This is a genomic window from Streptomyces sp. NPDC049687 (assembly GCF_044465285.1).
GTDB lineage: Bacteria > Actinomycetota > Actinomycetes > Streptomycetales > Streptomycetaceae > Streptomyces.
The window spans coordinates 25,968-47,208 of sequence record NZ_JBITLN010000017.1 but is presented as its reverse complement, the minus strand read 5'-3'; the positions used below and the strand labels follow the sequence as shown (position 1 = coordinate 47,208).

Below are 21,241 nucleotides of genomic sequence, written 5' to 3'. Positions count from 1 at the left end.
CCTGGTTACTTGACGGCGGACTGTGCCGAGTCGAGCGCGTCCTTCGGCGACGCCGACCCGCTGAGGGCGGACTGGACGGCCTTCCACAACTGCTCGGAGATCTTCGGGTACTTGGTGCCGAGGTCGTCGCTGGTGCGCCCCTTGGCGGCCTGGACGGCGTCGACCCAGGGCTTGAGCTTGGCGTTCGCCGCGACCTGCTTGTCCTGGACCTCGGTGGTGGGGGCCACGTAGGACAGGGTGGTGTCGGTGTCGTACAGGTTCTGGGTGCTGGTCAGGCAGGAGGCCAGCTTCTGGGTGGTGGCGTAGCGGCTGGTGTCGTCCTGGACCGGGATGGTGACGAACTCGCCGCCGGTGGGTGCCGCGGCGTTGCCTCCCGTGATGGTGGGTATGGGCAGTACGCCGTAGTCGAAGCCCGCCTTCTCGGCGCTCGCGAGCTGCCAGGTGCCGTTCTCCGCGAAGGCGTAGTCGCCGCTCGCGAACTCCTGCCAGCTGGTCGTCTGGGTGTTGTTGATCACCGAGTTGGGGGCATAGCCCTTGTCCAGCCAGTTCTTCCACAGCGACAGCGCGGAGACCGCCTGGTCGGAGTCGAGTGCGGTCAGGTTCGCGCCCGAGCCCCAGAACCACGGCAGGAACTGGAAACTGCCCTCCTCGGTGCCGATCGCGGAGAACGTGATGCCCTTCTTGCCCGCCTTCTCGACCTTCCCCAGTGCCGCTGTCAGCGACTTCCAGTCCTTGACCGAGGAGATGTCGACACCGGCCTCCTTCAGCACCGCCTTGTTGTAGTAGAGGGCGAGGGTGTTGGCACCGATCGGCGTGCCGTAGATCTTGCCGCTGAGCACACCGGCCGCGAGCAGGTTGCGGTTCACCGTCGACACGTCCAGGTTGTTGTCTTCGGTGGAGGTGAGCACGCCCGCCTCCGCCAAGGTCGACACCACCGGGTTGTCGACGATGAGGACGTCCGCGGAGTTGCCCTGCTGCGCTGCCAGCAGCGCCTTGTTCGTCAGGTCGCTGGTGTCGAACGCGGTCCGCTTGATCTTCACGCCGGCCTTGGTGCCGCAGCCGTCCAGCAGCTTCACCCACGCCGAGCTCTTGTCGAACTGCGGGTACGGGTCCCAGATGGTGTACGTGCCGGCGTCCGCGCCCTTGGCGTCGGTGCTGCCCGACCCGGAGGAGCACGCGGTGGCGCCGGTGGTGACGGCGACGACGGTCAGGACTGCGGCGGTGAGACGCCGTCTGGCAGAGCTGTTCATTGGGTGTTCCTCATGGTTTTTTGGCACAGGTGTGCCCGGGGATCGGCACAGGTGTGCCCTGGGAGAGGTGATCGGGTGCTGCTGGGCTCGCCGAACCCTGGGCGGTCAGTTGCGCGGTCGGCCGGTACGGGGTGCGGAGGGTGAAGGGGGTTGCGGGGTGACGGTCAGGGGTTCGTGGAGGTGCCGAGGTCCGGAGCCGGGTCGGCGGGCGGGTGGCCGGCGGGCGCAGTACTCGCTCGCAACGAGATCGGCGGCGCGAGCAGGTGCTGCCGGGCCGGTGTGTCGGGGTGGTCGAGCCGCTCGACGAGCAGGTCGACGGCGAGGCGGCCCATCTGTTCCGCCGGCACGTCGGCCGCGGTGAGCTGCGGGGTCACCGTCTCCGCCCACCGGCTGGCCACGACTCCGGTGACGGAGAAGTCACGTGGCACATGGCGGCCGGCCTGGGCCAGCCCCCGGTACAGTCCGCCGAGCGCAGCCTCGTTCAGCGTGACCAAGGCCGTGGTGGCGGGGTCGTCGTGCAGGATCCGTTCCAGACAGGCCAGGCCCGAGGCGGCGTCGTCCCCGCAGCAGTACGTCCGGACGGTGAGGCCGCGTTCCGCCGCGGCCTTGGTGAACCCGTCCAGACCCCGGTGGGCGGACTCGTACCCGGCCCGCAGGAGCTGCTCGGGCCGGTTCACGAAGGCGATCCTGCGGTGGCCCAGGTCGGCGAGGTGGTGCACACAGGCCGCCGCCAGTGCCGTGTGGTCCAGGCCCACCCACCAGCTGCCCTGCGGGTGGGCGGTGCGGCCGATGGCGACGGAGGGGAAGTCCACCGCCGTGAGATGGTCGAGCCGGTCGTCCTGCAGCCGGATCTCCATCAGGATCGCGCCGTCGACCCGCCGCTCACCCAGCAGCCGCTGGAACGATCGGTCGCTGTCCATGCCGCTCGGAGAGAGCAGCACGTCGTAGTCGTGGGCCGCGGCGGCCTCGGTGACGCTGCCGATGAAGTCCAGCTGCATGCCGGTGTAGTGGTTGCCTGCCGGAGGGAAGACCAGACCGATCGTGTTGGTCCGGCCGTTGGCCAGGGCCCGCGCACTCGCGTTGGGCTGGTAGCCCAGCTCGTCGATGACTCGCTGAATCTTCTGGCGGGTGTCCTCGGACACGGGACGTTTCCCGCTCAGGGCGTAGGACACGGTACTCCGCGAGACACCGGCCCGCCTGGCAATCTCACCGATGTTCACGGAGGCTCCTTGCCGAGATCGATCGAACCGGTTCGATGACTCCAACGAAACGAAATCGGCCCGGTGCCGATCGTCGAACCGGTTCGCGTGAAGTGAAGGTAGGAGCAACCCGGACAGGTGTCAACGCCTCGCGCCGAGTTTCCCGTAACGGCCCGGAAACGTCGGTGGGCGGCGGTGCAATGCCCGGCCTGCCCGGGTGCGTACCCGCTCACCAGCCACCATGTGCCGGATGCGACGGACGGGAGCACCCCGAACCCGTCAGGACGGCCGTCCGTGCGGCGACCCGAAGAGACCCGTGGTGTGGGTATTGCCGGCCGGTTTCCCAGACGCTAGGTTCCTCGAACCGGTTCGATGACGCAGCGGGGGACTGGGCGCCATCGAGGCGTCGCCCGCGCATGGGGGCGTCGGCGAGAGCCTCCACGCCTCGGCGAACGGTGGGCAAGCCGCTGCGCGCACCGACGCGACAGCCGGCGCCCGTCGTCCTCGGCGCAGGTCGCCGAGGACGACGCCGTGTCATCGGGCTGATCCCCTCACCAGGCTGGACCCGTTCGGCATCCCCGGGGACCTGCTGGTCGAGCACTACGGGCAGCGGGCCGGCACGGGTGATTTTTTGCCCTCCGAGGGCAATTCGCAGCCCTCGTTCCGCGCGCTCGACCGGGGCCCCTGGGTCGACCCACTTGGATGGCCGGGCCCCGCGCGAGCCGGGCTTACGGCTGTTGCGGCTCGGCCGACCGGGACCTGGAGTCGCGGCTCCCGGTGCGGGCACCAGATCCGGGCCGGTCCGGGGCCGCAGCACCGCGCCGTACTTCGGCCCCGGGGCCGCAAGGCAAGCGCGGTTCTTTCGTGAGCCACGCGTTGCCGGCCCGAGCTCGGCCGTTACTGGCGGTGGCGGGGCTTGCCCTGTCGCGGGGGCAGAGTAAGGGTGATCTGCCGGACAAGCTGCTGGAAGCATGCCAGCGACGCGAGGGCGGGGAGGGCGGATCCGGCGATCCCGGTGAAGGTCCTGTCCGCCTGAGCCACACACAGCATCATCGCGACGGAGGAGAACGAAAGAACGATGAACCATGAGTGCATGGCTCGTCGCTGGTGCAGGGCAGCCCGGAGGATGGACAGTGAAGCCACCGTCCAGGGGCCGTACACGAGAAGAGGCCACAAGGGAACCGTTCCGCTTCCCGTACCGGACGTGATGTTCTGCAGCGGTCTGTAGGCCACCATTCCACCGAAGACACTGACCATGGCCACGATGGCGGCAACGATTGCGACGATGACGAAGCTGCCGGTCTGCAACCACTTGAGTTGCGGTTTCCGGACTCGCATCTTCCGATGCCCGGCAGAAGAGCGTCGGGGAGGCGCCAATTGAGCGGTGATCTGTGCCAGGCTCTCCATCGGGTCGGTGAAGTCGACGCCGGACGGCGACTCGCTGCGAGGTGGCGGCACCATGGCCGGCGGCTCCGTGGGAACAGCCTCCTGCAAGAGATAGGCCAGTTCCTCAACCGGGTCCCAGCCCGAGTCGGGTGGGGTCAGGGGGACCCCTGAGTGGACGGCATCCACGGGGCCATCGTGCCAGTCGGTGCCCGACCCATATGAGTATGCGTCGGAATACCATTCACGCCGAGCGAAGGAAGAATCCGCAAAGTCGTGGTTCACAGGAATGCGCCCCCGTTACGCGCGGTCCGCGAGGCGGCCCGCGTTTTCCTGGCCGTTCCACCGCGAGTTGAGCTCCTCCTGGAGAGCCTCCAGCAACGTGAGGAACTCGAGAAGAAGCGGCTCAGTGACCGGGCGCTCGACCCACGAACCGTCCCCGACGAGGGTGCCCCGTACCGCATTCGCCGGGTATGCCGTACCAGGCGTGTAAGGGTATTTCCTCGCTGCCGCATCACGGGGCCCGGGCCGATTATCCGTCCTGGCGTCGCGTTGAGGCAGGTCAAGGGAGCTTGCTTTGATCATATTCCACTAACGCCGCTCCCTCTCCTCCAGATGCGCGGCAAATGGGTGACCCTGCCGTAGCCGAAAGGTGAGGAGAGCGTTTCTTAATTAATGTCCTCCGAATCCCGCTCCGCGCGTTATAGGCCGAGCGGGTTGTACTATCGAATCTTCTTGAGCGGTAAGAAAGGATCATTGCAGGTGGGTCGGGGTGAGAAATCATGACGGTGCGTTCGAATGGAGACACCTCTCACCCTGGAGAGACCACGGCTGGTGCCGAGCCGTCCGGGAAACAGCGTCTGGTCCAGGCCGCGTAGGACACGGTTGGTGAGGGTGGTCTGGCCCGGCACCCACGGAGGCGTTGTGCACCAGGACCTCAGGTCATGCTTGGCAGCGGGCTGGACGGGCCTCGCCCTGGTTCCCCGGGACGGCGACGGAACTCCCGGCCGACGTGCCACCGAGGCCGGATCCCGCGAGTCGCGATGAGTTCTGCGGCGTGCGGCGGTCGTACTGTCGAACCCGGTACCGAGGAGGACTTCGGATGCGCAGCGTGACCTATTCGATGAACGTCTCACTTGACGGCTACATCGTCGGGCCGGACGGCGGCTTCGACTGGACGGCGCCCGACGAGGAGGTCTTTCGCTTCTGGATCGACGAGATTCGGCAGGTCGGCGTCCACCTGTTGGGGCGTCGGCTGTACGAGACGATGCTGTACTGGGAGACCGCCGACCAGGATCCGTCGCTCGACGACTCAGATCTCGAGTGGGCCGCGCTCTGGAAGCCACTCCCAAAGGTGGTGTTCTCCACCACGCTGTCGGCGGTGCAGGGCAATGCCCGCCTGGCCTCCGGCGGCCTGGTGGAGGAGATCGAACGGTTGCGAGCCGAGCCGGGGGAGAGCGAAATCGCGATCGGCGGCGCGACTCTCGCCGCCGAGGCGGCCGCGTCGGGTCTGATCGACGAGTACCGGGCCATGGTCTACCCGGTGCTGGTCGGCGGTGGCATTCCGTTCTTTCCCCAACGCGAGCGCCGGGTGGACCTCGAACTCGTCGAGACCCGCACCTTCAGCTCGAAATTCGTCTACCTCCGCTACCGCGTGGCGCGTTAACCGGCTCGTCCGCCGGGCCCTGGGAAGAACGGGCCGGTCAGTGACGGCTTCTCGGGGCAGGGTTGCCCTCTCCTCCTCTCACGGACGTTCGTCATGCTCGGCTGCGCGGTGGAGTCGGCCGTAGTGGGGGCCGCCTGTCGTACCCGACCGGATCGGGCACAGGATGTCGGGTCCGGGAGGGTGGCTCCTTCCTAACGTGAGTGATCGAAAGGGAAGGAGGCCGGGGTGCTGGAGCGGCTGAACCAGGCCATGGAGCACATCGAGTGCCACCTCGATCGGCAGATCGAGGCGGCCGACCTGGCGCGGATCGTGGTGACTTCGGAGTACCACTTCCGGCGGCTGTTCTCCGCGCTGGCGGGGATTCCGCTGTCGGAGTACATCCGGCGGAGGCGGCTCACGGTCGCTGGTGCCGAGGTGCTGGCCGGGGACCGGACACTGTTGGAGATCGCGGTGCGCTACGGCTACACGTCGGGAGAGGCTTTCGCGCGTGCGTTCCGCGTCATGCACGGCGTCGGTCCCGGCGAGGCCAGACGGTCCGGGTCGAGTCTGCAGTCCCAGCCACGACTGTCCTTCCGCCTCACCGTCGAAGGGAGTAGCAGTATGCGATACCGGGTCGTGGAGAAGGACGAGTTCCGTGTGGTCGGCAGGAAGGCGCGCGTCCCCCTCGTGCACGAGGGGATGAACCCTGCCATCGCCGACTTCATCCGGGGCATCGGGCGGGAGACGCTGCAGCGCATTCAGGGTCTGTCCGATCAGGAACCGCAGGGGATAGTAGGAGTGAGTGACAACCTCGACCCGAGTCGGGCGGAGGGGACCGAACTCGACTACTACCACGGGGTGGTGACCCGAGCCGCCGTACCCGAGGACATGGATGCACTCACCGTGCCGGCCGGGACATGGGCCGTCTTCGAGAGCTCCGGGCCGTTCCCGCAGGCGCTCCAGTACCTCTGGCGGGACGTGTTCACGCAGTGGTTCCCGTCCAATCCCTACCGGAGCCGGCCGGGACCCGAGATCCTGCGGACCCGGCTGTCGCAGGATGCCTCGCAGGCGGACGCGGAGCTGTGGATCCCCGTGGAGCGGACCCTGGTCTGATCGACAGCGTGCGGCGGCTCAGGGCCGCCGCACGCTGGAGACGTTGATCAAAGCCGCCCACCGCGGTCACGGCGACGGCCCCCGGACCAGGCGGAACACCCGGATCTCCTCGGCGGCGCAGGCCCCTGCCGCCACCGGGAGGCACGGGAACTGGCGCCCAGGGTGTCCGGCCGCCGAAGCGCGGTGTCCGAATCGGCCCACGCGCGGGATCCGGGCCCGGGCCACGCCATTGACGCGGCCCGTGGTCCCGGGCGTGGGCCGCCGCCCGCGGCGGCGGCAGGTTCGCCTTCGATCCGGCCGCCATCAGGTGGCCCGGACGGTCTCTCCCGCAGGAGAAGATCACCGCGATCCACCCCCTGGCCGTCTGCCGGCGGTGCCGGCCGGCGGCACCGCCAGAGGCGTACGCCCGGAGAAGCAACCCAGCCAGGAGCCGTGGATGCGATCCGCGGGCGGCACCTGATCGCCGACCCCTGCGGGCTGGGGCGGTCCTGGAAGGTGGCGGTTGCACCGTTCGCCCGCGGAGTGTCCTGATGTGGGACATGCCTGTGGGCCCCGGGCGTTCCCGGGACCCACAGGCCAGTCGCTGCTCGGTGGGTTACCAGCGATACCAGCGGCCCCTGCGGCCGCCCGTGTCCGCACTGCGCATGACGAAGCCCAGCAGCCAGACGACCAGCACGATGACGGCGATCCACCAGAGTGCCTTCAGCGCGAAACCCGCACCGAAGAGGATCAGAGCCAGCAGCAGAACGAGAAGCAGGGGAACCATAGTTATCAACCTCCGTCGCTCCTTGTGCCCGGCGGATGGGAGAACACACGGGCGATTTACCTGGTTTCTTCACCGCTCTCGCGGGCACTGGGCTCAGTTTCTCCACGATCGTTCACTCACCGCCGGACCGGCCTGCGGCCTGCGACAGGTTGCCCGCCGTGACTGAGCTCGGACCCGGCGCCCGGCCACCTGCCCCGATCAGCGCCGAGCGGCGGCGCCTTACGTCCCTTGCGTGATCCGGACGCATCGGAGCTGGACGAGGCCGAGGCGGAGCGTAGAAACACACGAGGGTGCTGGTCGGCGCGTGGCCCCCGCCCTCACCTACACGGGGCGGGTATGGACGCCGACGCCACCGGAGATGATCAGATTGTCGCCCGTTATGTAGCCGGCGCCGTCGGATGCGAGGAAGGCGACAGCTTCGGCGATGTCGGCAGGGGCTCCGACGCGGCCGAGGGGTACGCCCTCCGCCCAGGAGGCGATCGTGTCCGGGGAGATACCCATCTTGCCGTACGCGGGAGTGTCGATCAGACCGGGGCTTACGGCGTTGACCCGGATGCGGCGGGGGGCGAGTTCGAGGGCCAGGGAGCGCACGAGAGGCAGCAGAGCTCCCTTGGAAGCGGTCATGGCGGCGCCGAGTCCCTCGCCGGCGCCGACCGTGAACACCACGGACGCGCCTTCGTTCAGCAGGGGGAGCGCCTTTTGCAGGGTGAAGAAGTTGCCCTTGACGTTGATGCTGAACACGGCGTCGAAGGCGGCCTCGTCGGTGTACTCGATCGGGCCGGGACGAGAGACGCCCGCGTTGAGGTGGAGCAGATCGAGGGAGCCCAGGTGCTCGCGCGCCTGGTCCACGGCCCGGTCGATGTCGGTGAGGGAACCCGCGTCGGCCTGGACGGCGATGACGTCTCCGGGGAGGCCGGTGTCACCGATGTCGCCGCGGCCGGTGACCATGACGCGATAGCCGCGGGAGTGGAGCAGTTCTGCGGTGGCCCTGCCGATCCCGCTGGTTCCGCCGGTGATGAGTGCTGTCTTTGTCGCTGCCACGTTGTCTCCTCGCCGATTCTGTGGGGGCGCCTCCAGCCCTGTCGCCATGGGCAGAAAGGGAAGGGGGCGGCAAAGCGCCGTGCCGGGCGCCCGGTCTCGCTTTCCGGCAGCGTATGCCTATCTGGCAGTGGCTGCCAAACAGTCGGCGATCGCCAGGTTGGCAGGCCGGGCTAAGCTGATGGCATGACGCAGGAAACACACGGCGACAAAGGGACGACTACGCCCACACTGTGGGATCGGACGCGGCAATTGGCCGCCGAAGAGATACTCCAAACCGCGTTGCGTCTGTTCACGCAGCAGGGATACGACGAGACGACCGTCGCGCAGATCGCCCGCGAGGCCGGCGTCTCCCAGCGCACCCTCTTCCGTTACTTCGGCACCAAGGAAGACCTCATCGGCGGCACCCAGGAGCGGTTCGTCACCCTCCTGACGGAGACCGTCCGCAACCAGCCCGTCGATGTCGGTGCCTGGGAGGCGTTGCGTGCCGCGTTCAAAGCCGCGCTCTCCCTCCACTCAACTCCGGAGCAGGCGATGGAGCGCTTCCGCTTGGTGCACCACACCGACTCGCTGCGCGCCGCCTACCTGGGGAAGCGTGTGCGCTGCCAGGAGGAGCTACTGCCACTGCTCGAAGCCAGACTGGCGCCCTCGGGGACGGACAGAGGGCAAGCCCGCGCCATCATTGCGACAGCGTTCGCGTGCTTCGATGCCGCCACTGCGACGTGGCTCGAGGGCAACGGGCAGGGCGACATCCTTGACCTGTACGACCAAGGCCTGGCTGCGGTGCGCGGCTACTGGAATTGAACGCGCGAGGTCAGTCGGATCGCGGCGTCTGGCAGATCTGAAACCGCTGGATGCTGGTCTTCCTGGATCAAGAGGGCGGCTGCAGCCAGTGACGCGCGGTGGCCAGAGTCACCTCGATGTCGTCGCTGGGATCCCCGCGGCTGCTCGAGGCCCGGGCCGCCATCTCGCCCCCCTGACGACCACCCCCGGGGGGATGGCCACCCGACTGCTCGTCTCATGGATGACCACTTTGACGGCGGCTTCGTCACCGCCCCCTCAGCAACCTCGCCCAGCACCGTTGGAGCTGCTGATCGCCGAGCACACCCTTGAAGCCGTCCGCGAGCTGATCCGTCTCACCGCCCGCTACCCTGCGCGCGAGGGGGTTTCCCGCGCGCAGGGTAGCGAGCCGGCCAGAGGTCTTGAGTGCCGGTGCGTGCCGGCCGCGGAGAACAGCATCCGACGTGAGACGAAGCGGGGGGCCTGCTGCACAAGCAGTCCCGGAAAGGGGCGGGTTGTGGGAGCCGGCGAGGGCGTCCGGGCGGCCTTGGGCGACGTTTGGTGGGACGCGATGCTCAGGCAGTCGGAGGAGTTGGCCAGAGAGGCGGAAGCGCGGTGTCCGGGTGCGGTGGAGCGGCTGGGCGCACTGCTGCGGGCATGGGCGCTGGGATTCGCGGCCGTGCGGCCCGATGTCCTGTCGCCGCGCCTGGCTGTGTCCCGGCGGGGCCTTCGGACCGACGAGGCGGCGGGTTTCCTGGCGGCGCTTGATGCGCGGGTGCTGCATGTGGACTCTGCCGGATTCGTGGTGCCGCAGGCCTTCCGGCCGAAGGCGTCGGGGGGCCGGTATGCCCTGTTCAGCCGTAACGGATCGGGGGTGGCGGTCAACTTGGAGTATCTGATCCAGATGGCTGCGACGGCGGAACTGCTGGTGGATCACGGGGTGGCGGGAGCGGACATCTGTTTCGAACGGGGCGAGTTCGATGCGGTGGTGGAGGACGCTGGTCGCCCGGTGCTGGCCATGGAGGCCAAGGCCAGGATCGAGGGGGGAGACGGGCTTTTGGAGTTGCTGGATTCGCTGCTGAGGCTGGGCACGGATCCGCAGGCGACGGCGGGGGACAATCACCGGCGTAAACACGCGGCCCTGCTGGAGATGGCGGCAGCCGGACCGGTGGTGTTGTGGCTGGTGGCCGACGGAGCACGCTGGGCCTTCGATGCGAGCAGGATTGCCGGGACTCTGCTGCTGACCCCTCGTACGGCCGTCGCCGGACTCCACTTGGTCCCCGCCCCGCCCTCCTCGCACACCAGTCGGACGATCATCTGAGTCGTCACCGTGCCGGGGGCACGGCGGCCCGTGGCGGACGGGGTCCGACCGCGGCGATCGACTGGCGGGCGAGGTATTCGGTGCCTGCCTTCCTCTCATCGGAGTTCCCGGGTGGTCGGCGTTTCGGCATCGGCTGCGCGCTGGTCCCCGGATCGGCCAAGGCCGGCGGCGCCACGTTGTGGGCCAGATGGGTCAGCCGGCCGGTGAGGTAGGGAGCGGTCCGCTGGGCAGGTGCCAGACGGCAGCGACCCGGCCCGGCACGGCCAGCCCGTCGGCGGTGTGCCAGTCTGCCACCGGGGTGTGCCATTCGGCCCGGACCAGGCCGCCGGGCAGAGCGGCGTACCTGTCGGTGGTGCTGAAGTCGTACGGGGCGCCGCGCTGGTCGACGAACACCCGGGCGCGGACGGTGTGTCCGACATCCGTGAGGCTCACCTCGAAGGTGTGGTCGTCCACCGGGTTCCAGGTGGTCGCGGGGCTGAGCAGCATCGAAGGCGCCACCAGGATCGCGTCGTTGAGGTAAGTGGTGAGCTCGCCGATGTCGAACTCCTCGCCGTGGCCGTCGACGACCGTCACGCGGTCCAGCAATCGGCCCAGCATGTGGCCGTGACCGTGCACGTAGGTGTCGCGGCCGACCATCGGTACCACGCCGGCAAGGCGCACACGCATGACGAACACCCGGGCGAAGTCGGGGTTCGTGTTGTACTGCCAGGCCTGGGCGGGCATCCAGCCCAGTCGCGGGCGCAGCCGGAAACGGCCGGTGAACCGGGCGCTCATCGACCAGACCCGTGGCCTGCCGACGACCCCCATGAACCTCAGGTAGCGCCGCACGACCGGTGGCAGCCCGGCCACTTCGGCTTCCGTGACCGGCGCGGGATCAGCCGGGCCGGCGGTCGGGCCGACAGCCTGGACCTCGCGGATCAGACGGCGGTACAGGCGATCGGGGCGCGGGGCCGACGAAGACGGAATGGCACTGGTCACGACAGCACCTCCTACCATTCCTTCGTCCAACATCCAGTCATCGAGGGCTCTGCGCCAGGGCCGACCGGTCCGCAACCGGAAGCCGGCGGGCCCTGGACTGCCATGCGCGACGGCCACGGCCCTCGGGACCTGCTGGTGGGGAACCGGCAGTGCCTGCCTGTGCCTGCTGGGCGCCTCATCGAACCGGGCAGCCTGGCTGCGTGTGGACGTGCGCTCGGTACCCCAGTGCGGTTTCGTGATTTCGGCCGAGTTGCACCGCGTGAGCGCCCGCGTCTATCTGCCCTGGTACGGGACCGTCCTGGGATATGGCGGCGCTGGTGGGACGTAGATGTCGGGAGGGGTGGAGCCAGACGGCGCCTTTGACCATTCCCCCAGTAGATCAACGACGCCAAGTGTGGCCCACAGCAGCAGGGCGATGACCCCCGACGCCAGCAGCAGGACGATGCCCCCCAGGCAGATTGTGACCCTCGAATCTCTGGCGAGTCGGGCCATCAGACCTCACCCCCGTGAGTCCCCCGCCACGAAGGACGGCTTACCGACCTGTTCCCGCTCGGCGGCCGTTGAAGCTGCGCCACAGACTTCCTTGCCCCGGCTGCTCCGGTGATGCTGGACGGGTCTCGCCCCAGGTGGGGGCACGAGCCGCTTCTGTTACTCCAGTGTAACTTCGCGATCATGTCGGTCCCGCGGTCTACTCTGGCTGGTCATGGGCTACGACGTGCACATCACGCGGCGTGAGAACTGGTGGGACGAAGAGGGCCAGGACATCAGTACGGCGGAATGGGAAGCGGTGGTCGCTGCCGATCCCGGCCTTGTGATGACCCCGATGTGGTGGAGCGCCGGCCTGATCGTGTCCAAGAACCCGAGCGATGCGGTGATCGCGACGATGTGCAAGGTGGCGAAGATGCTGGACGCGCGGGTTCAGGGCGACGACGGCGAGTACTACGACGCCTGACGCGTACGGCCACCGCGTCGCCAGGGCGGAGCCCGGCGCCGCGCCCCTTCCGGCGGCCAGCGCCAGCGCGCCGCCATCGCCCGCGCCCTCGCACTCGAACCACGGCTGCTCATCCTCGACGAGGCGGTCGCCGTCCTCGACGTCAGCGTCCAGGCGCAGATCCTCAACCTGCGCGCCGACCCGCGCCCCGAGACCGGCGTGGCATACCTCTTCATCTCCCAGGACCTGGGCGTCGTATGGCAGATCAGCGACGACTGCGTCGTCATGCACCGGGGACGCGTCGTGGAAGCGGGCCGCACCACCGCCGTCCTGGACGACCCGCAGGCCCCCTACACGCGGCGCCTGCTGTCTGCTGTCCAGGCTGGGTGCCACGCCGCCGCGCCGCCACGGCCGGCGGCCCGACGCACTGACCGCCCGGCCGTCGCGTCACCGCCCTCCGCCACCACCCTCACAAGGATTCTCTCCGATGCCCATCACCGCAGAACGCATCGGCCCCGCCCCGCTGAGCGCGGCGGATGGGTGATGGGGTCGACCCAACGGTGGTCGCGCCGCATGCGGGAACGGTGCGCACCCCCGTCCGCGTGGGGTGCACACCGGGATGTCACGCGGACTCTTCTTCCGGCAGCCCGCGGCTGCTGATCGCCTCGGTGATGGCGTACGCGGTCTCGACGAAGGACTCCGCCTGCTGCTCCGACAGAGTCCGGGCGGAGGTCTCCTCCAGGGCCTGCCACATGGCTGCCAGGGGCTCGCGCATCGACCGCCCCTTGTCGGTGAGGTGGACCACCATGACGCGCCGGTCATGTGCGGCCGGCTCACGGCTGAGCAGGCCGGCGTCCTGCATGCGGCGAAGCGACTTGGAGACGGTGGAGTGGTCCAGGCCGACGCTGTCGAGCAGCTCGGACTGGGTCTGGCCGTCCCGGTCCAGGAGTTGCATCAGCAGCAGTTCCTGTCCGAGATGCAGATCCATCTCGCGAAGCATGGCGGCGGCGTAGGCGCGGTGGGCGCGGGCGAGCTGGAAGATCGCGTAGCTGATCGGTCCTGCGCCGGCCGTCGTGGGGATGCGGGGTTCGGGGGTGGGCATGGTTCGGTTCCTCAGACGGTGTGGGTGGAGTAGTCGGTGCAGCCGGCCGCTCCGCCGCCGTAGAAGGTCGCCGGGGCGGGGGTGTTCAGCGGCGCGCCGGCGCGGAGCCGCTCGACCAGGTCCGGGTTGGCGAGCGCGAGGGCGCCGACGGAGACGAGGTCGGCCGTGCCGTTGTCGATGTCCTTGGCGCGGGCGGGCGGGTCGGTGCCGCCCCGGTTGAGGATCGCTACGACCACGACGAGTGGGCGCCTGCTCTGGGCCCGCGGTATCCGCCCGTTCATTGCCGAACGAGGCGAGCAACACGGCAGCGACCTGGGCGTCTTCCGGTATCTGGTCGAGCGGACGATCGCCTGGCTGCACGGCTTCCGCCGGCTGCGGACCCACTGGGAACGACGCGACGACATCCACGAAGCCTTCCTCGGCCTCGCCACCTGCCTCATCACCCACCGCCCACGTCCAACGCCCAGCGCCGTGGGATGTCCTTGTCAGGACCTTGTGAGCCAGCGCTGCAGCGCCTCGGGCACGTTCGTGGGATGTGAGCTGAAGCTCAACCGGATGTCGGGCTGCAGGTCGATGAGCACGTTGACGATCCGTTCGAACAGCACGGTGTACTCCGGGACATTCTTGATGCCGCCGCCGATGAGCACCACCCCGTACGAGTGCCCGTCGAACAGCCGGCGCAGCTCGGCCTCGGCCTCGTCGGGGTCCAGGCTGACATAGCCCTCCTCGCCGTCGATGCCTGTGGCCTGGAGCGCAGCCCAGCTGCGCTTCCTCATGGCGACCAGCTCCTCGAGCGTCGCAACCCCCGGCGGAAAATCGTCCGGCGAAAGCGCATCGAGGGTGATGCCGAGGGTCAGCACGCGTTGATTGATCGGAGGCTTCACTTGAGAGTTCTCGTGGGACATGGGGGCGCTCCTCCAAGACAACATGGCCCCCTCTGATGGCACACCCATGGGGTCTCCTCAGTTCTGTGGGGGAGGTTCAAGAGAAAGTGTGGCTGGCCACATGACCACCGTAGCAACAATCATGTGGCTAGCCAAGTATTTGCGACACGGGGGCGGAGGTGGCCACCTTGGCTCGCGCTCGCAGGACTTCACATCGCGGGCATCCTGCTCCGGTCCGCCCGCTGATCCAAACGAAACCGCCCGGGCGCGGCAGACGATGCCCGCCGCAGCGGGGACGTCGACCGTTACCAGGGGGCCGCGGCCGCCCTGCGGACCGCGTGGAAGGCCGCCGACGAGCACCCCGGCAACGCCGGCCTGCGCGATCTGGCGCCCGCCGAGCACCGGACGGTGGAGCAGGCCCGCCAGCTCCTGGCGACCTCGATGGACACGGGTTCCGGCAGTGAGCATGAGCGTCGCGGCGCCTGCGCCAAGGCGCGCAGTCTCCTTGACGGCGTCCTCGTGATCCCGCCGACGAGCGCCGACGTCCTGGAGAAGACGCACCGCCTGGCTCTGACGGCACGGGCGGGGCCCGCCGCATGACGACCTGCGCCGTCGCGCCCGCCTACCTGGGGTGAACGGCGCACGGGCCCCGGCCGCTGATGCGCGGCCGGGGCCCCGAACAGACGGGAGTGCCTGCTCAGAAGGTGAGGCTCCAGCGGTCGAGGTAACCGGGGTCCACGATGAAGATGCCCGGGGTGTTGTCGATGACGCGCAGCTTCCACACGCCGTTGGCGGGCAGCGCGGAGGCGTCGACCGTGAAGGTGTCGTGCAGTTCGGAGCCCGTGTCCCAGACGAAGTCCTTCACCGGGATCACCGTGCCGTCCTCGGCGACGAGTTCGATGATCTGGCCTCCGATGAAGGCGTGGTACAGGTCGACGGTGACCTTGAGTTGCGCGGAGGCGTTGCCCGTGCGGCCGGTGACGTGCAGGGGCGACTCGATCGTCTGCCAGTTGGGGATGTCGTAGCGGTCGGGGTTGACGAAGTGGTCACCGCCGGAGGCCAGGACCCGCCAGGTGAACGGCAGTTCACGCTTCTCCGCCGCGGAGTCGGTGACGGTGACGGTGACCTCGAAGCTGCCGACGCGGGTCGGCGTCCCGGTGATACGGCCGTCGGCCGGGTCGAGGGCGAGGCCGTCGGGCAGTCCGGTGGCCTGGTAGGTCAGGGCGCCGGGCCGGGTGGACGTGGCGGTGATCCGCCGGGTGACCGGCTGGCCGACGGCCGCGTCCCGGGTGTCGGGGGCGTCGGCGGCGATGTGGTTGACGTAGGCCGGACCGACGTTGACCGCGGCCCAGGCGTTGCCGACCGCCTCGTAGGCGTCGCTGGTGGGGCCGAACAGGTCGGCGGCCGCCTGAAGAGTGGCGGTGCGGGCGCCCGCGTAGTTGGTGGTGCTGGTCATGTAGCGGGTCAGTGCCCGGTACCAGACGTTGGTCGCGTTCGCCATGCCCAGCGCCGCGACGGGTCGGCCGTCGTAGGTGGGACTGTCGTAGGCCACGCCGTTGACGGTGGCGCGGCCGCTGCCCTGGGCCAGCAGGTAGAAGAAGTGGTTGGCCACCCCGGAGCTGAAGTGCGGGTCCAGCTTCTTGGTCTCGGCGGTCCAGTAGTCCTGTGACGTGCCCTTCGCGGAGGCGTCCTTGGACGGCTGGTCCATGTAGCGCAGGGGCTTGCCGGTGCCGCGGACGTCGGCCAGTTCACCGATGAGGAAGTCCGGCGTGTCCCGGCTGCCGCCGGTGAAGAACTCCACGGCCGTGCCCATGATGTCGCTGGTGGCCTCGTTCAGGCCGCCGGACTCGCCGGCGTAGATGAGCCCGGCGGTGGCGGAGGTGACGCCGTGGGTCATCTCGTGGGCGGCGATGTCCAGTTCGGTCAGCGGGTGCTTGCCGTCCAGGCCGTCGCCGTACGTCATGCAGAAGCACAGGTCGTCCCAGAACGCGTTGGCGTATCCGGTGCCGTAGTGCACGTTGGAGACGGCGCCGACACCGTCGTCGGCTATGCCGGCCCGGCCGAAGCGGTCGTGGTAGAAGTCCCAGGTGCGCTGGGCTCCGTAGGCGGCGTCGACGGCCGCCGTCTGTGCCGTGGCCGGATTGCCGTCGCCCCATAGGTCGTCGGTGTCCGTGACCAGGGTGCGGGTGCCGGCGGTGACGTCGTAGGTGCGGTGGTTGCCGCGCTGGGGGTCGGCGAGTTCGTAGACGTCGCCCTTGCGCACGGACGCCAGCGGGACGGTTCCGCTGTACTGGCTGCGGCCCTCGGCGGGTCGGATGTCGTCGTACGTGGTGATCCGGGCGCCGGTGACGGCGTCGGTGATCACATGGAGGCGGCTCGGCGTCCCGTCTTCGCGGACTCCGGTGACAACGTTATCCCAGGCGATGCGCGGGGATCCGTCCGCCGCCCAGACGATCTGCCGCGAGGAGGCGGCGCGCTCGGAGGTGAGGGAAGGCTGCTCGCCCGCCGCCGCCAGCGCTTCCCGCTTCGCCTCGGCCGATGACACCGCCGCTTTGGCCGTGGGCAGTTCGAGCGCCCGCGGTGCCGTCCGGGTGACGCTTTGCCGGCCGGCGCGCTCGTGCACGATCAGGTCGGCGCCGATCACGGGGAGTCCGGCGTAGGTGCGGGTGTAGCGGGTGTGGACCGTGCCGTCGGCGTCCTTGGTGACGTCCTTGGGCACCAGCCCGTCCTCGCCGCCCATGCCGAGGGCACGGGCCGTGGAGGCGACGGACTCGGAGGCGTGGTCGAGCAGTTGGGCGCGCTGCGCGCGGGACAGCGGCGCCTCCAGCGCGCCGGGTCTGGGCTCCACCGCGATGTACCGGGGCGCGGGTGTACCGGAGTCGGTCTCCGCGGCCGACGCGGACCCGCTTGTCGGGACGGTGACCGCGAGCGCGGTGAGGCCGGCGGCGAGTACGGCGGCCAGCGGCGCACGGCGCGCTCCGGTCCGCGGGCGTAAGGGTGAACGGCGTTCACCCGTAGGTGAGTTGGTCATCTCGGCAGCTCCTGTCGGCAACTGTCAGTGAGAGAGGCGTACGGGTCACTCGTACGGCGGAGATCGTTTCAGGGGGCCCGGGCCTTGTCACCATGGCGATGATCATTGTCCGAAAGCCGGTCACCGGGTCGTCGTGGCGCGGCCGTCGAGGCGCGCCGCACCACGTGCGTCTTTACATGGCGGCAATACGGTGTTTCCGGGCAAGGTTGGCCGTATCCCATTTCTTTCACGCGTGAATAAGTCCCCTGAGGTCCCGGCCAGGCCCTCGTCCGCTCGCCGTCGCACGCGCCGTCGCGTCGCCCTCACCTTGGGCGCACACCGAGACCTTCCCCGCGGGTACGCCGGCCGCCTCGCAGATCTTCACGTCCGTCCTGTCCCAAGGGCCGTTGAATCCGTCACCGCATCGCCCGCACGGGCATCGAGTCCTCCAGCCAGCTGGGCCGCCACCGCTGGGTCGTCGAAAGAACAGTCTCCCGCCTTGCCGGTTGCCGACGTCTGCACCGCCGCTACGAACGCAAGGCCGAACACTTCCGCGCCTCGGCCATGCTCCACCGCATGGCGAAATAGATCAGCGGACCGTTGGCTTCGCCGATCAACGGACCGGTCGACCAGGGAGAGGTGTCCTCCTCGTCCTCGGTGATGGCGCACCACCGCTCAAGCAGTGCGGCTACGTAAGCCGCTATGCGTTCCGACGGAGGCTCTTCCCACCTCACCGTCGATGTAGCGGTCGTACCGGTCGTTGAAGACCCGGCCGGCGGTCTTGTCATCTGCCGGCCTCTTGCCTTCCCAGACAGCAGGGTCGTAGCTCCTGCTCCGGAGGCTCTCACACCGCACTGACACCAACCTGGCCGGTCAACAACACGAACCTCAACCAAAAACTATGAGGCGCCACCCCCTTTCGGCTACGTTGCGACGCCCGCAATGAGCGTGTGGATCTCGGCGGCGAGGTTGCGGATGTCCTCGCCTGCTGCGTGCACCGTGGTGGTCTCGAAGTGCCATTCCTCCGAGGGCGCTCGGTCATGGATGCCCCAAGTCAGTTGGACGTGGCCACCGGGGCGGTGCTCCGCTGAGAGGGTCAGGTCGTAGCAGAGGGAGTGCCAGGTACGTACTCCCTCCCAGCCCCGGAAGTCTTCGGCAAGCGAGGTGAGGAAGGTGTCGAGGCCGTCGCCGTCCCAGGTCTGCACCGAGGTCTCGACGTTTCCCCATGGCCCGCAGGCACTGATGAAGAAGTCGAGCGTTGGTTCGTCCTCGAACGGTCGTGTCGGCTCCGAGAGCAATAGGCGGGCAGGACCGGGGTCTCCCACCTGGACCACAGGACGGCCCGAATCGTCGTAGTCGATCACTCCAACAGATTAAGACACCGTTTCCTATGGCGGGCGGTGCATCGGCCATCCTGGTCACCAGGCGTTGACGCATGTGAGAGGACGGGAACTGCGGGTGGCTGGAGACGGGCAGGCAGTGTTGACGCAGCTGTGGCAACAGCGATGGCCCCTCTGTCCTCCCGTCGGATACAAGATCCGCGATCCTTACCGGGACGTTTGGGTGCGCTTCCACAGCCTCCCTGAGTCGAAGCGATATGCAGAGGACGAGAGCGAGTACGCCATCGTCCTGGAGCGGTACAACACCGTCCTCGACGAGCTGTTCGCCGGTATGGACGTGTACGTCATCACTCCCCTATGGACTACCGAGCCCGACGTTCCGGCACACCAGTCGGACGGCGGCCACTGGCAGAGCCTTCTGGTGGAGGACGACCCTGACCAGGAGTTCCGCACCTACTGCCACCTCTTCGTCTCCCGCCGGCCATGGCAGCATGGATGCATCGACGAGACGCTACGAGACATCGCCGATGACAAGCTGGCGGGCGTCCTCGTCACCGACACCCAGATGCGACGCATCCACCATCCTTACGACGGCGGCGCCGACGTCCTCCTCCCCAGGAGCGGGACGGATGCGTGATCGCGCGCCACCTGGCTTTCCAGTCATCCGAGTGGTCTCTGAGCAACCCGAGTCAGGCGACCAGCCGGCGGTAGCAGATGAACATCGCCGCGATGCTGGCAAAGGCAAGGAAGTGCTCGGCTTTGCGTTCGTAGCGTCGGTGCAGGCGTCGGCAGCCGGTGAGCCAGGACATTGTGCGTTCGACGATCCAGCGGGGGGGTGCCCCTATCTCTTTGGTCAAGCGGATTGGGACGTTGTCTCAGTCTGTGGGTGTGGGGGCGATGCCGATGTGTGAGTAGATCCAGCCTGCTGGGGCGTCGGTGGAGCGGACTGCCTCGTAGAGGTGGTGGTCGGCTCCTGCCCGGCCGCCGGAGGTGCGGAATTGGGCGGGAGGCGTCCCGTCCGGGCCGAGTTTCACGATCTTTGTTCGGCCGTTGGAGGGGCCTCCGACGACCTTGATGCCGACGTGGTTGTTGACCACCTCGCCGGCCAGCCAGCGGTGGATGAGCTGCGTGTGCTCGGATTCTTGTGCCGCCATGGAGCCAGCCGAGCACGAGCGGGTTGGGAGGGACAAGGTGCTCACCTCATCTCGCCCTGACTGTTTGAGGTTGGTAGAAGGTACCGTCGCGGAGCATGGCGAAGAGCACGTCGGCTCGGCGGCGGGCGAGACAGAGGAGGGCCTGGGTGTGGTGCTTGCCCTCCTTGATCTTCTTGTCGTAGTAGGTGCGGGAGGCGGGGTCGGCCAGGGTGGCGAACGCGGAGAGGAAGAAGGCCCTCTTAAGCTGCTTGTTTCCTCTCCTGGATTGCTGTTCGCCGTGGATCGAGGAGCCCGAGCTGCGGGTCGTCGGAGCGAGGCCGGCATAGGCGGCGAGGTGGGCGGCCGAGGGGAACCTGGTGCCGTCGCCGACGTCGATGAGGAGGCGGGCCGCGGTCCTGACGCCGACGCCCGGCATCGATGTCAGGAGCTTGGAAAGAGGGTGTGCCTCCAGCAGCTCTTCGAGCCGTTCCTCCAGCAGACGGCGCTGGTCGAGCACGGCGGTCAGGGATCGGGCCAGGCTCGGGACGATCAGTGCGGCCGCCTCGGTGCCCGGGACGACGATGGCTTGTTCGTCGAGCGCGGTGAAGACGTCCTCGGTCAGACGGGGCGCCATCCGTGGGGCCTTGGGCCGCAGCAGGTTGGTGACCTTGCGGCGTCCGGCCTGGCGGATCTGGGCAGGCGAGCCGAACCGCTCCAGCAGGACCAGGACGGCCGGGTGCTGCATGCGCGGGCCGAGCACTCTCTCCAGGTGCGGGTGGACCTGCGTGAACAGGCCGCGGAGGCGGTTGGAGAGCCGGTTGGCCTCGGCGACCAGGTCGTCGTCGAAGCCAACGAGCATCTCCAGCTCGGCGACCTTCTCGTCATCGGCCTCGATCGAGCGGAGGGTGTGAGGCATCGACCGGGCGGCGTCGGCGATGATGAACGCGTCGCGGGCATCGGTCTTGGCCTCGCCCGGATAGAGGTCGGCGATCCGCCGCATGGTCAGTCCGGGCAGATAGGCGACCTGGCAGCCGACGGCTCGGGCAACGGCCAGCGGCAGAGCTCCGATGGAGGCCGGCTGGTCGACGACGACGAGCACGACGCCGTGCTTGGCCTGGAGTTTCGTGAAGACCTCTCGGAGCTTGGGTTCGCTGTTGGGCAGGCGTTTGTCGAGGGCTTTCTTCCCGGCCGAAGTGATGGCGGTGGCGTGGTGTTCGCCCTTGCCGACGTCCAGTCCGAGGTAGACGTCGATGTCGCTGGTGTCGATCACGTCATGGTTCCTTCGGTGCTGTTCACCCGGCCTTGCCACGGCACTGATCGCCACATCCACATTACGAAGAGCCTCCCGACCTCTGAAGAAGTCGGTGG

20 protein-coding genes and 4 pseudogenes are annotated in these 21,241 nt (G+C 68.6%); 10 read left to right on the top strand and 14 right to left on the bottom strand.

Annotated features, from left to right (window positions below; translation table 11 throughout):
* Nucleotides 1-5 precede the first annotated feature (5 nt).
* The 3 genes from ACIBVL_RS36865 to ACIBVL_RS36855 form a co-directional block, all read right to left on the bottom strand.
* Entirely contained in the window at nucleotides 6-1,250 is a 1,245-nt protein-coding gene (locus tag ACIBVL_RS36865; RefSeq protein WP_399104467.1) for an extracellular solute-binding protein, read from the bottom strand.
* Between the two features lie 164 nt (nucleotides 1,251-1,414).
* Nucleotides 1,415-2,470 carry a LacI family DNA-binding transcriptional regulator gene (locus ACIBVL_RS36860; RefSeq protein ID WP_399104465.1) on the bottom strand — a complete coding sequence of 352 codons (1,056 nt, stop codon included), beginning with the start codon at nucleotides 2,468-2,470 and terminating at the stop codon, nucleotides 1,415-1,417.
* Between the two features lie 876 nt (nucleotides 2,471-3,346).
* Complete coding sequence (locus ACIBVL_RS36855) at nucleotides 3,347-4,021, bottom strand: DUF2637 domain-containing protein (protein WP_399104463.1); 675 nt, start codon at nucleotides 4,019-4,021, stop codon at nucleotides 3,347-3,349.
* 913 nt (nucleotides 4,022-4,934) lie between these two features.
* Here ACIBVL_RS36855 and ACIBVL_RS36850 point away from each other — a divergent pair.
* Complete coding sequence (locus ACIBVL_RS36850; RefSeq protein WP_399104461.1) at nucleotides 4,935-5,498, top strand: dihydrofolate reductase family protein; 564 nt, start codon at nucleotides 4,935-4,937, stop codon at nucleotides 5,496-5,498.
* Nucleotides 5,499-5,723: 225 nt separating this feature from the next.
* Nucleotides 5,724-6,590 carry a GyrI-like domain-containing protein gene (locus tag ACIBVL_RS36845; protein WP_399104459.1) on the top strand — a complete coding sequence of 289 codons (867 nt, stop codon included), beginning with the start codon at nucleotides 5,724-5,726 and terminating at the stop codon, nucleotides 6,588-6,590.
* A gap of 595 nt (nucleotides 6,591-7,185) precedes the next feature.
* Here the strand turns inward: ACIBVL_RS36845 and ACIBVL_RS36840 are convergent.
* Complete coding sequence (locus ACIBVL_RS36840; protein WP_045563097.1) at nucleotides 7,186-7,356, bottom strand: DUF5670 family protein; 171 nt, start codon at nucleotides 7,354-7,356, stop codon at nucleotides 7,186-7,188.
* Nucleotides 7,357-7,677: 321 nt separating this feature from the next.
* Nucleotides 7,678-8,397 (bottom strand): SDR family oxidoreductase, encoded by a 720-nt coding sequence (locus ACIBVL_RS36835; RefSeq protein WP_399104457.1) that lies wholly within the window; start codon nucleotides 8,395-8,397, stop codon nucleotides 7,678-7,680.
* A 183-nt stretch (nucleotides 8,398-8,580) separates the two neighbouring features.
* Here ACIBVL_RS36835 and ACIBVL_RS36830 point away from each other — a divergent pair, with 183 nt between their 5' ends.
* Nucleotides 8,581-9,198, top strand: a complete 618-nt coding sequence (locus tag ACIBVL_RS36830; RefSeq protein ID WP_399104455.1) for a TetR/AcrR family transcriptional regulator — start codon at nucleotides 8,581-8,583, stop codon at nucleotides 9,196-9,198.
* Between the two features lie 277 nt (nucleotides 9,199-9,475).
* A complete protein-coding gene (locus ACIBVL_RS36825; protein WP_399104453.1) occupies nucleotides 9,476-10,495 on the top strand; it encodes a hypothetical protein in 1,020 nt (339 codons plus the stop codon).
* Between the two features lie 192 nt (nucleotides 10,496-10,687).
* Here ACIBVL_RS36825 and ACIBVL_RS36820 read toward each other — a convergent pair whose 3' ends face one another.
* Nucleotides 10,688-11,473 (bottom strand): DUF6544 family protein, encoded by a 786-nt coding sequence (locus ACIBVL_RS36820; RefSeq protein ID WP_399104451.1) that lies wholly within the window; start codon nucleotides 11,471-11,473, stop codon nucleotides 10,688-10,690.
* Between the two features lie 703 nt (nucleotides 11,474-12,176).
* Here ACIBVL_RS36820 and ACIBVL_RS36815 point away from each other — a divergent pair.
* Both ACIBVL_RS36815 and ACIBVL_RS36810 read left to right on the top strand, forming a co-directional pair.
* Entirely contained in the window at nucleotides 12,177-12,425 is a 249-nt protein-coding gene (locus ACIBVL_RS36815) for a hypothetical protein (protein ID WP_399104449.1), read from the top strand.
* Between the two features lie 75 nt (nucleotides 12,426-12,500).
* On the top strand, nucleotides 12,501-13,064 hold the full coding sequence (locus ACIBVL_RS36810) for a hypothetical protein (protein ID WP_399104669.1): 564 nt from the start codon (nucleotides 12,501-12,503) through the stop codon (nucleotides 13,062-13,064).
* Here the strand turns inward: ACIBVL_RS36810 and ACIBVL_RS36805 are convergent.
* Nucleotides 13,027-13,506, bottom strand: a complete 480-nt coding sequence (locus tag ACIBVL_RS36805; RefSeq protein WP_399104447.1) for a MarR family winged helix-turn-helix transcriptional regulator — start codon at nucleotides 13,504-13,506, stop codon at nucleotides 13,027-13,029. The two genes, ACIBVL_RS36810 and ACIBVL_RS36805, sit on opposite strands and share 38 nt — an antisense overlap.
* A gap of 11 nt (nucleotides 13,507-13,517) precedes the next feature.
* Nucleotides 13,518-13,733, bottom strand: a pseudogene (locus tag ACIBVL_RS36800) (alkene reductase); the annotation flags it as partial.
* A 19-nt stretch (nucleotides 13,734-13,752) separates the two neighbouring features.
* Between ACIBVL_RS36800 and ACIBVL_RS36795 the strand changes: the two are divergent.
* A pseudogene (locus ACIBVL_RS36795) lies at nucleotides 13,753-13,947 on the top strand (transposase); the annotation flags it as partial.
* 44 nt (nucleotides 13,948-13,991) lie between these two features.
* On the opposite strand, the gene ACIBVL_RS36790 reads toward ACIBVL_RS36795, so the two are convergent.
* A complete protein-coding gene (locus ACIBVL_RS36790) occupies nucleotides 13,992-14,411 on the bottom strand; it encodes a hypothetical protein (protein ID WP_399104687.1) in 420 nt (139 codons plus the stop codon).
* A gap of 387 nt (nucleotides 14,412-14,798) precedes the next feature.
* On the opposite strand from ACIBVL_RS36790, the gene ACIBVL_RS36785 reads away from it, so the two are divergent.
* On the top strand, nucleotides 14,799-14,990 hold the full coding sequence (locus tag ACIBVL_RS36785) for a hypothetical protein (protein ID WP_399104445.1): 192 nt from the start codon (nucleotides 14,799-14,801) through the stop codon (nucleotides 14,988-14,990).
* A gap of 97 nt (nucleotides 14,991-15,087) precedes the next feature.
* Here the strand turns inward: ACIBVL_RS36785 and ACIBVL_RS36780 are convergent, their stop codons facing one another.
* On the bottom strand, nucleotides 15,088-17,421 hold the full coding sequence (locus tag ACIBVL_RS36780) for a M4 family metallopeptidase (RefSeq protein ID WP_399104443.1): 2,334 nt from the start codon (nucleotides 17,419-17,421) through the stop codon (nucleotides 15,088-15,090).
* Between the two features lie 390 nt (nucleotides 17,422-17,811).
* On the opposite strand from ACIBVL_RS36780, the pseudogene ACIBVL_RS36775 reads away from it, so the two are divergent.
* A pseudogene (locus ACIBVL_RS36775) lies at nucleotides 17,812-17,988 on the top strand (IS5/IS1182 family transposase); the annotation flags it as partial.
* Between the two features lie 335 nt (nucleotides 17,989-18,323).
* On the opposite strand, the gene ACIBVL_RS36770 reads toward ACIBVL_RS36775, so the two are convergent.
* On the bottom strand, nucleotides 18,324-18,764 hold the full coding sequence (locus ACIBVL_RS36770; RefSeq protein ID WP_399104441.1) for a DUF6228 family protein: 441 nt from the start codon (nucleotides 18,762-18,764) through the stop codon (nucleotides 18,324-18,326).
* Between the two features lie 199 nt (nucleotides 18,765-18,963).
* Here ACIBVL_RS36770 and ACIBVL_RS36765 point away from each other — a divergent pair, with 199 nt between their 5' ends.
* Nucleotides 18,964-19,377 carry a hypothetical protein gene (locus tag ACIBVL_RS36765; protein WP_399104440.1) on the top strand — a complete coding sequence of 138 codons (414 nt, stop codon included), beginning with the start codon at nucleotides 18,964-18,966 and terminating at the stop codon, nucleotides 19,375-19,377.
* Nucleotides 19,378-19,429: 52 nt separating this feature from the next.
* On the opposite strand, the pseudogene ACIBVL_RS36760 reads toward ACIBVL_RS36765, so the two are convergent.
* The 3 genes and pseudogenes from ACIBVL_RS36760 to ACIBVL_RS36750 all read right to left on the bottom strand — a co-directional run.
* Nucleotides 19,430-19,570, bottom strand: a pseudogene (locus tag ACIBVL_RS36760) (IS5/IS1182 family transposase); the annotation flags it as partial.
* Nucleotides 19,571-19,615: 45 nt separating this feature from the next.
* Nucleotides 19,616-19,894 carry a hypothetical protein gene (locus tag ACIBVL_RS36755; protein ID WP_399104438.1) on the bottom strand — a complete coding sequence of 93 codons (279 nt, stop codon included), beginning with the start codon at nucleotides 19,892-19,894 and terminating at the stop codon, nucleotides 19,616-19,618.
* Nucleotides 19,895-19,940: 46 nt separating this feature from the next.
* Complete coding sequence (locus tag ACIBVL_RS36750) at nucleotides 19,941-21,143, bottom strand: IS110 family transposase (RefSeq protein ID WP_399104436.1); 1,203 nt, start codon at nucleotides 21,141-21,143, stop codon at nucleotides 19,941-19,943.
* Between the last annotated feature and the right edge of the window lie 98 nt (nucleotides 21,144-21,241).

Bases quoted from the DNA above. Each gene is read 5' to 3' on its own strand.
- ACIBVL_RS36780 (WP_399104443.1), bottom strand. From the start codon at position 17,421: ATGACCAACTCACCTACGGGTGAACGCCGTTCACCCTTACGCCCGCGG.
- ACIBVL_RS36815 (WP_399104449.1), top strand. From the start codon at position 12,177: ATGGGCTACGACGTGCACATCACGCGGCGTGAGAACTGGTGGGACGAA.
- ACIBVL_RS36850 (WP_399104461.1), top strand. From the start codon at position 4,935: ATGCGCAGCGTGACCTATTCGATGAACGTCTCACTTGACGGCTACATC.
- ACIBVL_RS36755 (WP_399104438.1), bottom strand. From the start codon at position 19,894: ATGGCGGCACAAGAATCCGAGCACACGCAGCTCATCCACCGCTGGCTG.
- ACIBVL_RS36865 (WP_399104467.1), bottom strand. From the start codon at position 1,250: ATGAACAGCTCTGCCAGACGGCGTCTCACCGCCGCAGTCCTGACCGTC.
- ACIBVL_RS36830 (WP_399104455.1), top strand. From the start codon at position 8,581: ATGACGCAGGAAACACACGGCGACAAAGGGACGACTACGCCCACACTG.
- ACIBVL_RS36790 (WP_399104687.1), bottom strand. From the start codon at position 14,411: ATGTCCCACGAGAACTCTCAAGTGAAGCCTCCGATCAATCAACGCGTG.
- ACIBVL_RS36805 (WP_399104447.1), bottom strand. From the start codon at position 13,506: ATGCCCACCCCCGAACCCCGCATCCCCACGACGGCCGGCGCAGGACCG.
- ACIBVL_RS36840 (WP_045563097.1), bottom strand. From the start codon at position 7,356: ATGGTTCCCCTGCTTCTCGTTCTGCTGCTGGCTCTGATCCTCTTCGGT.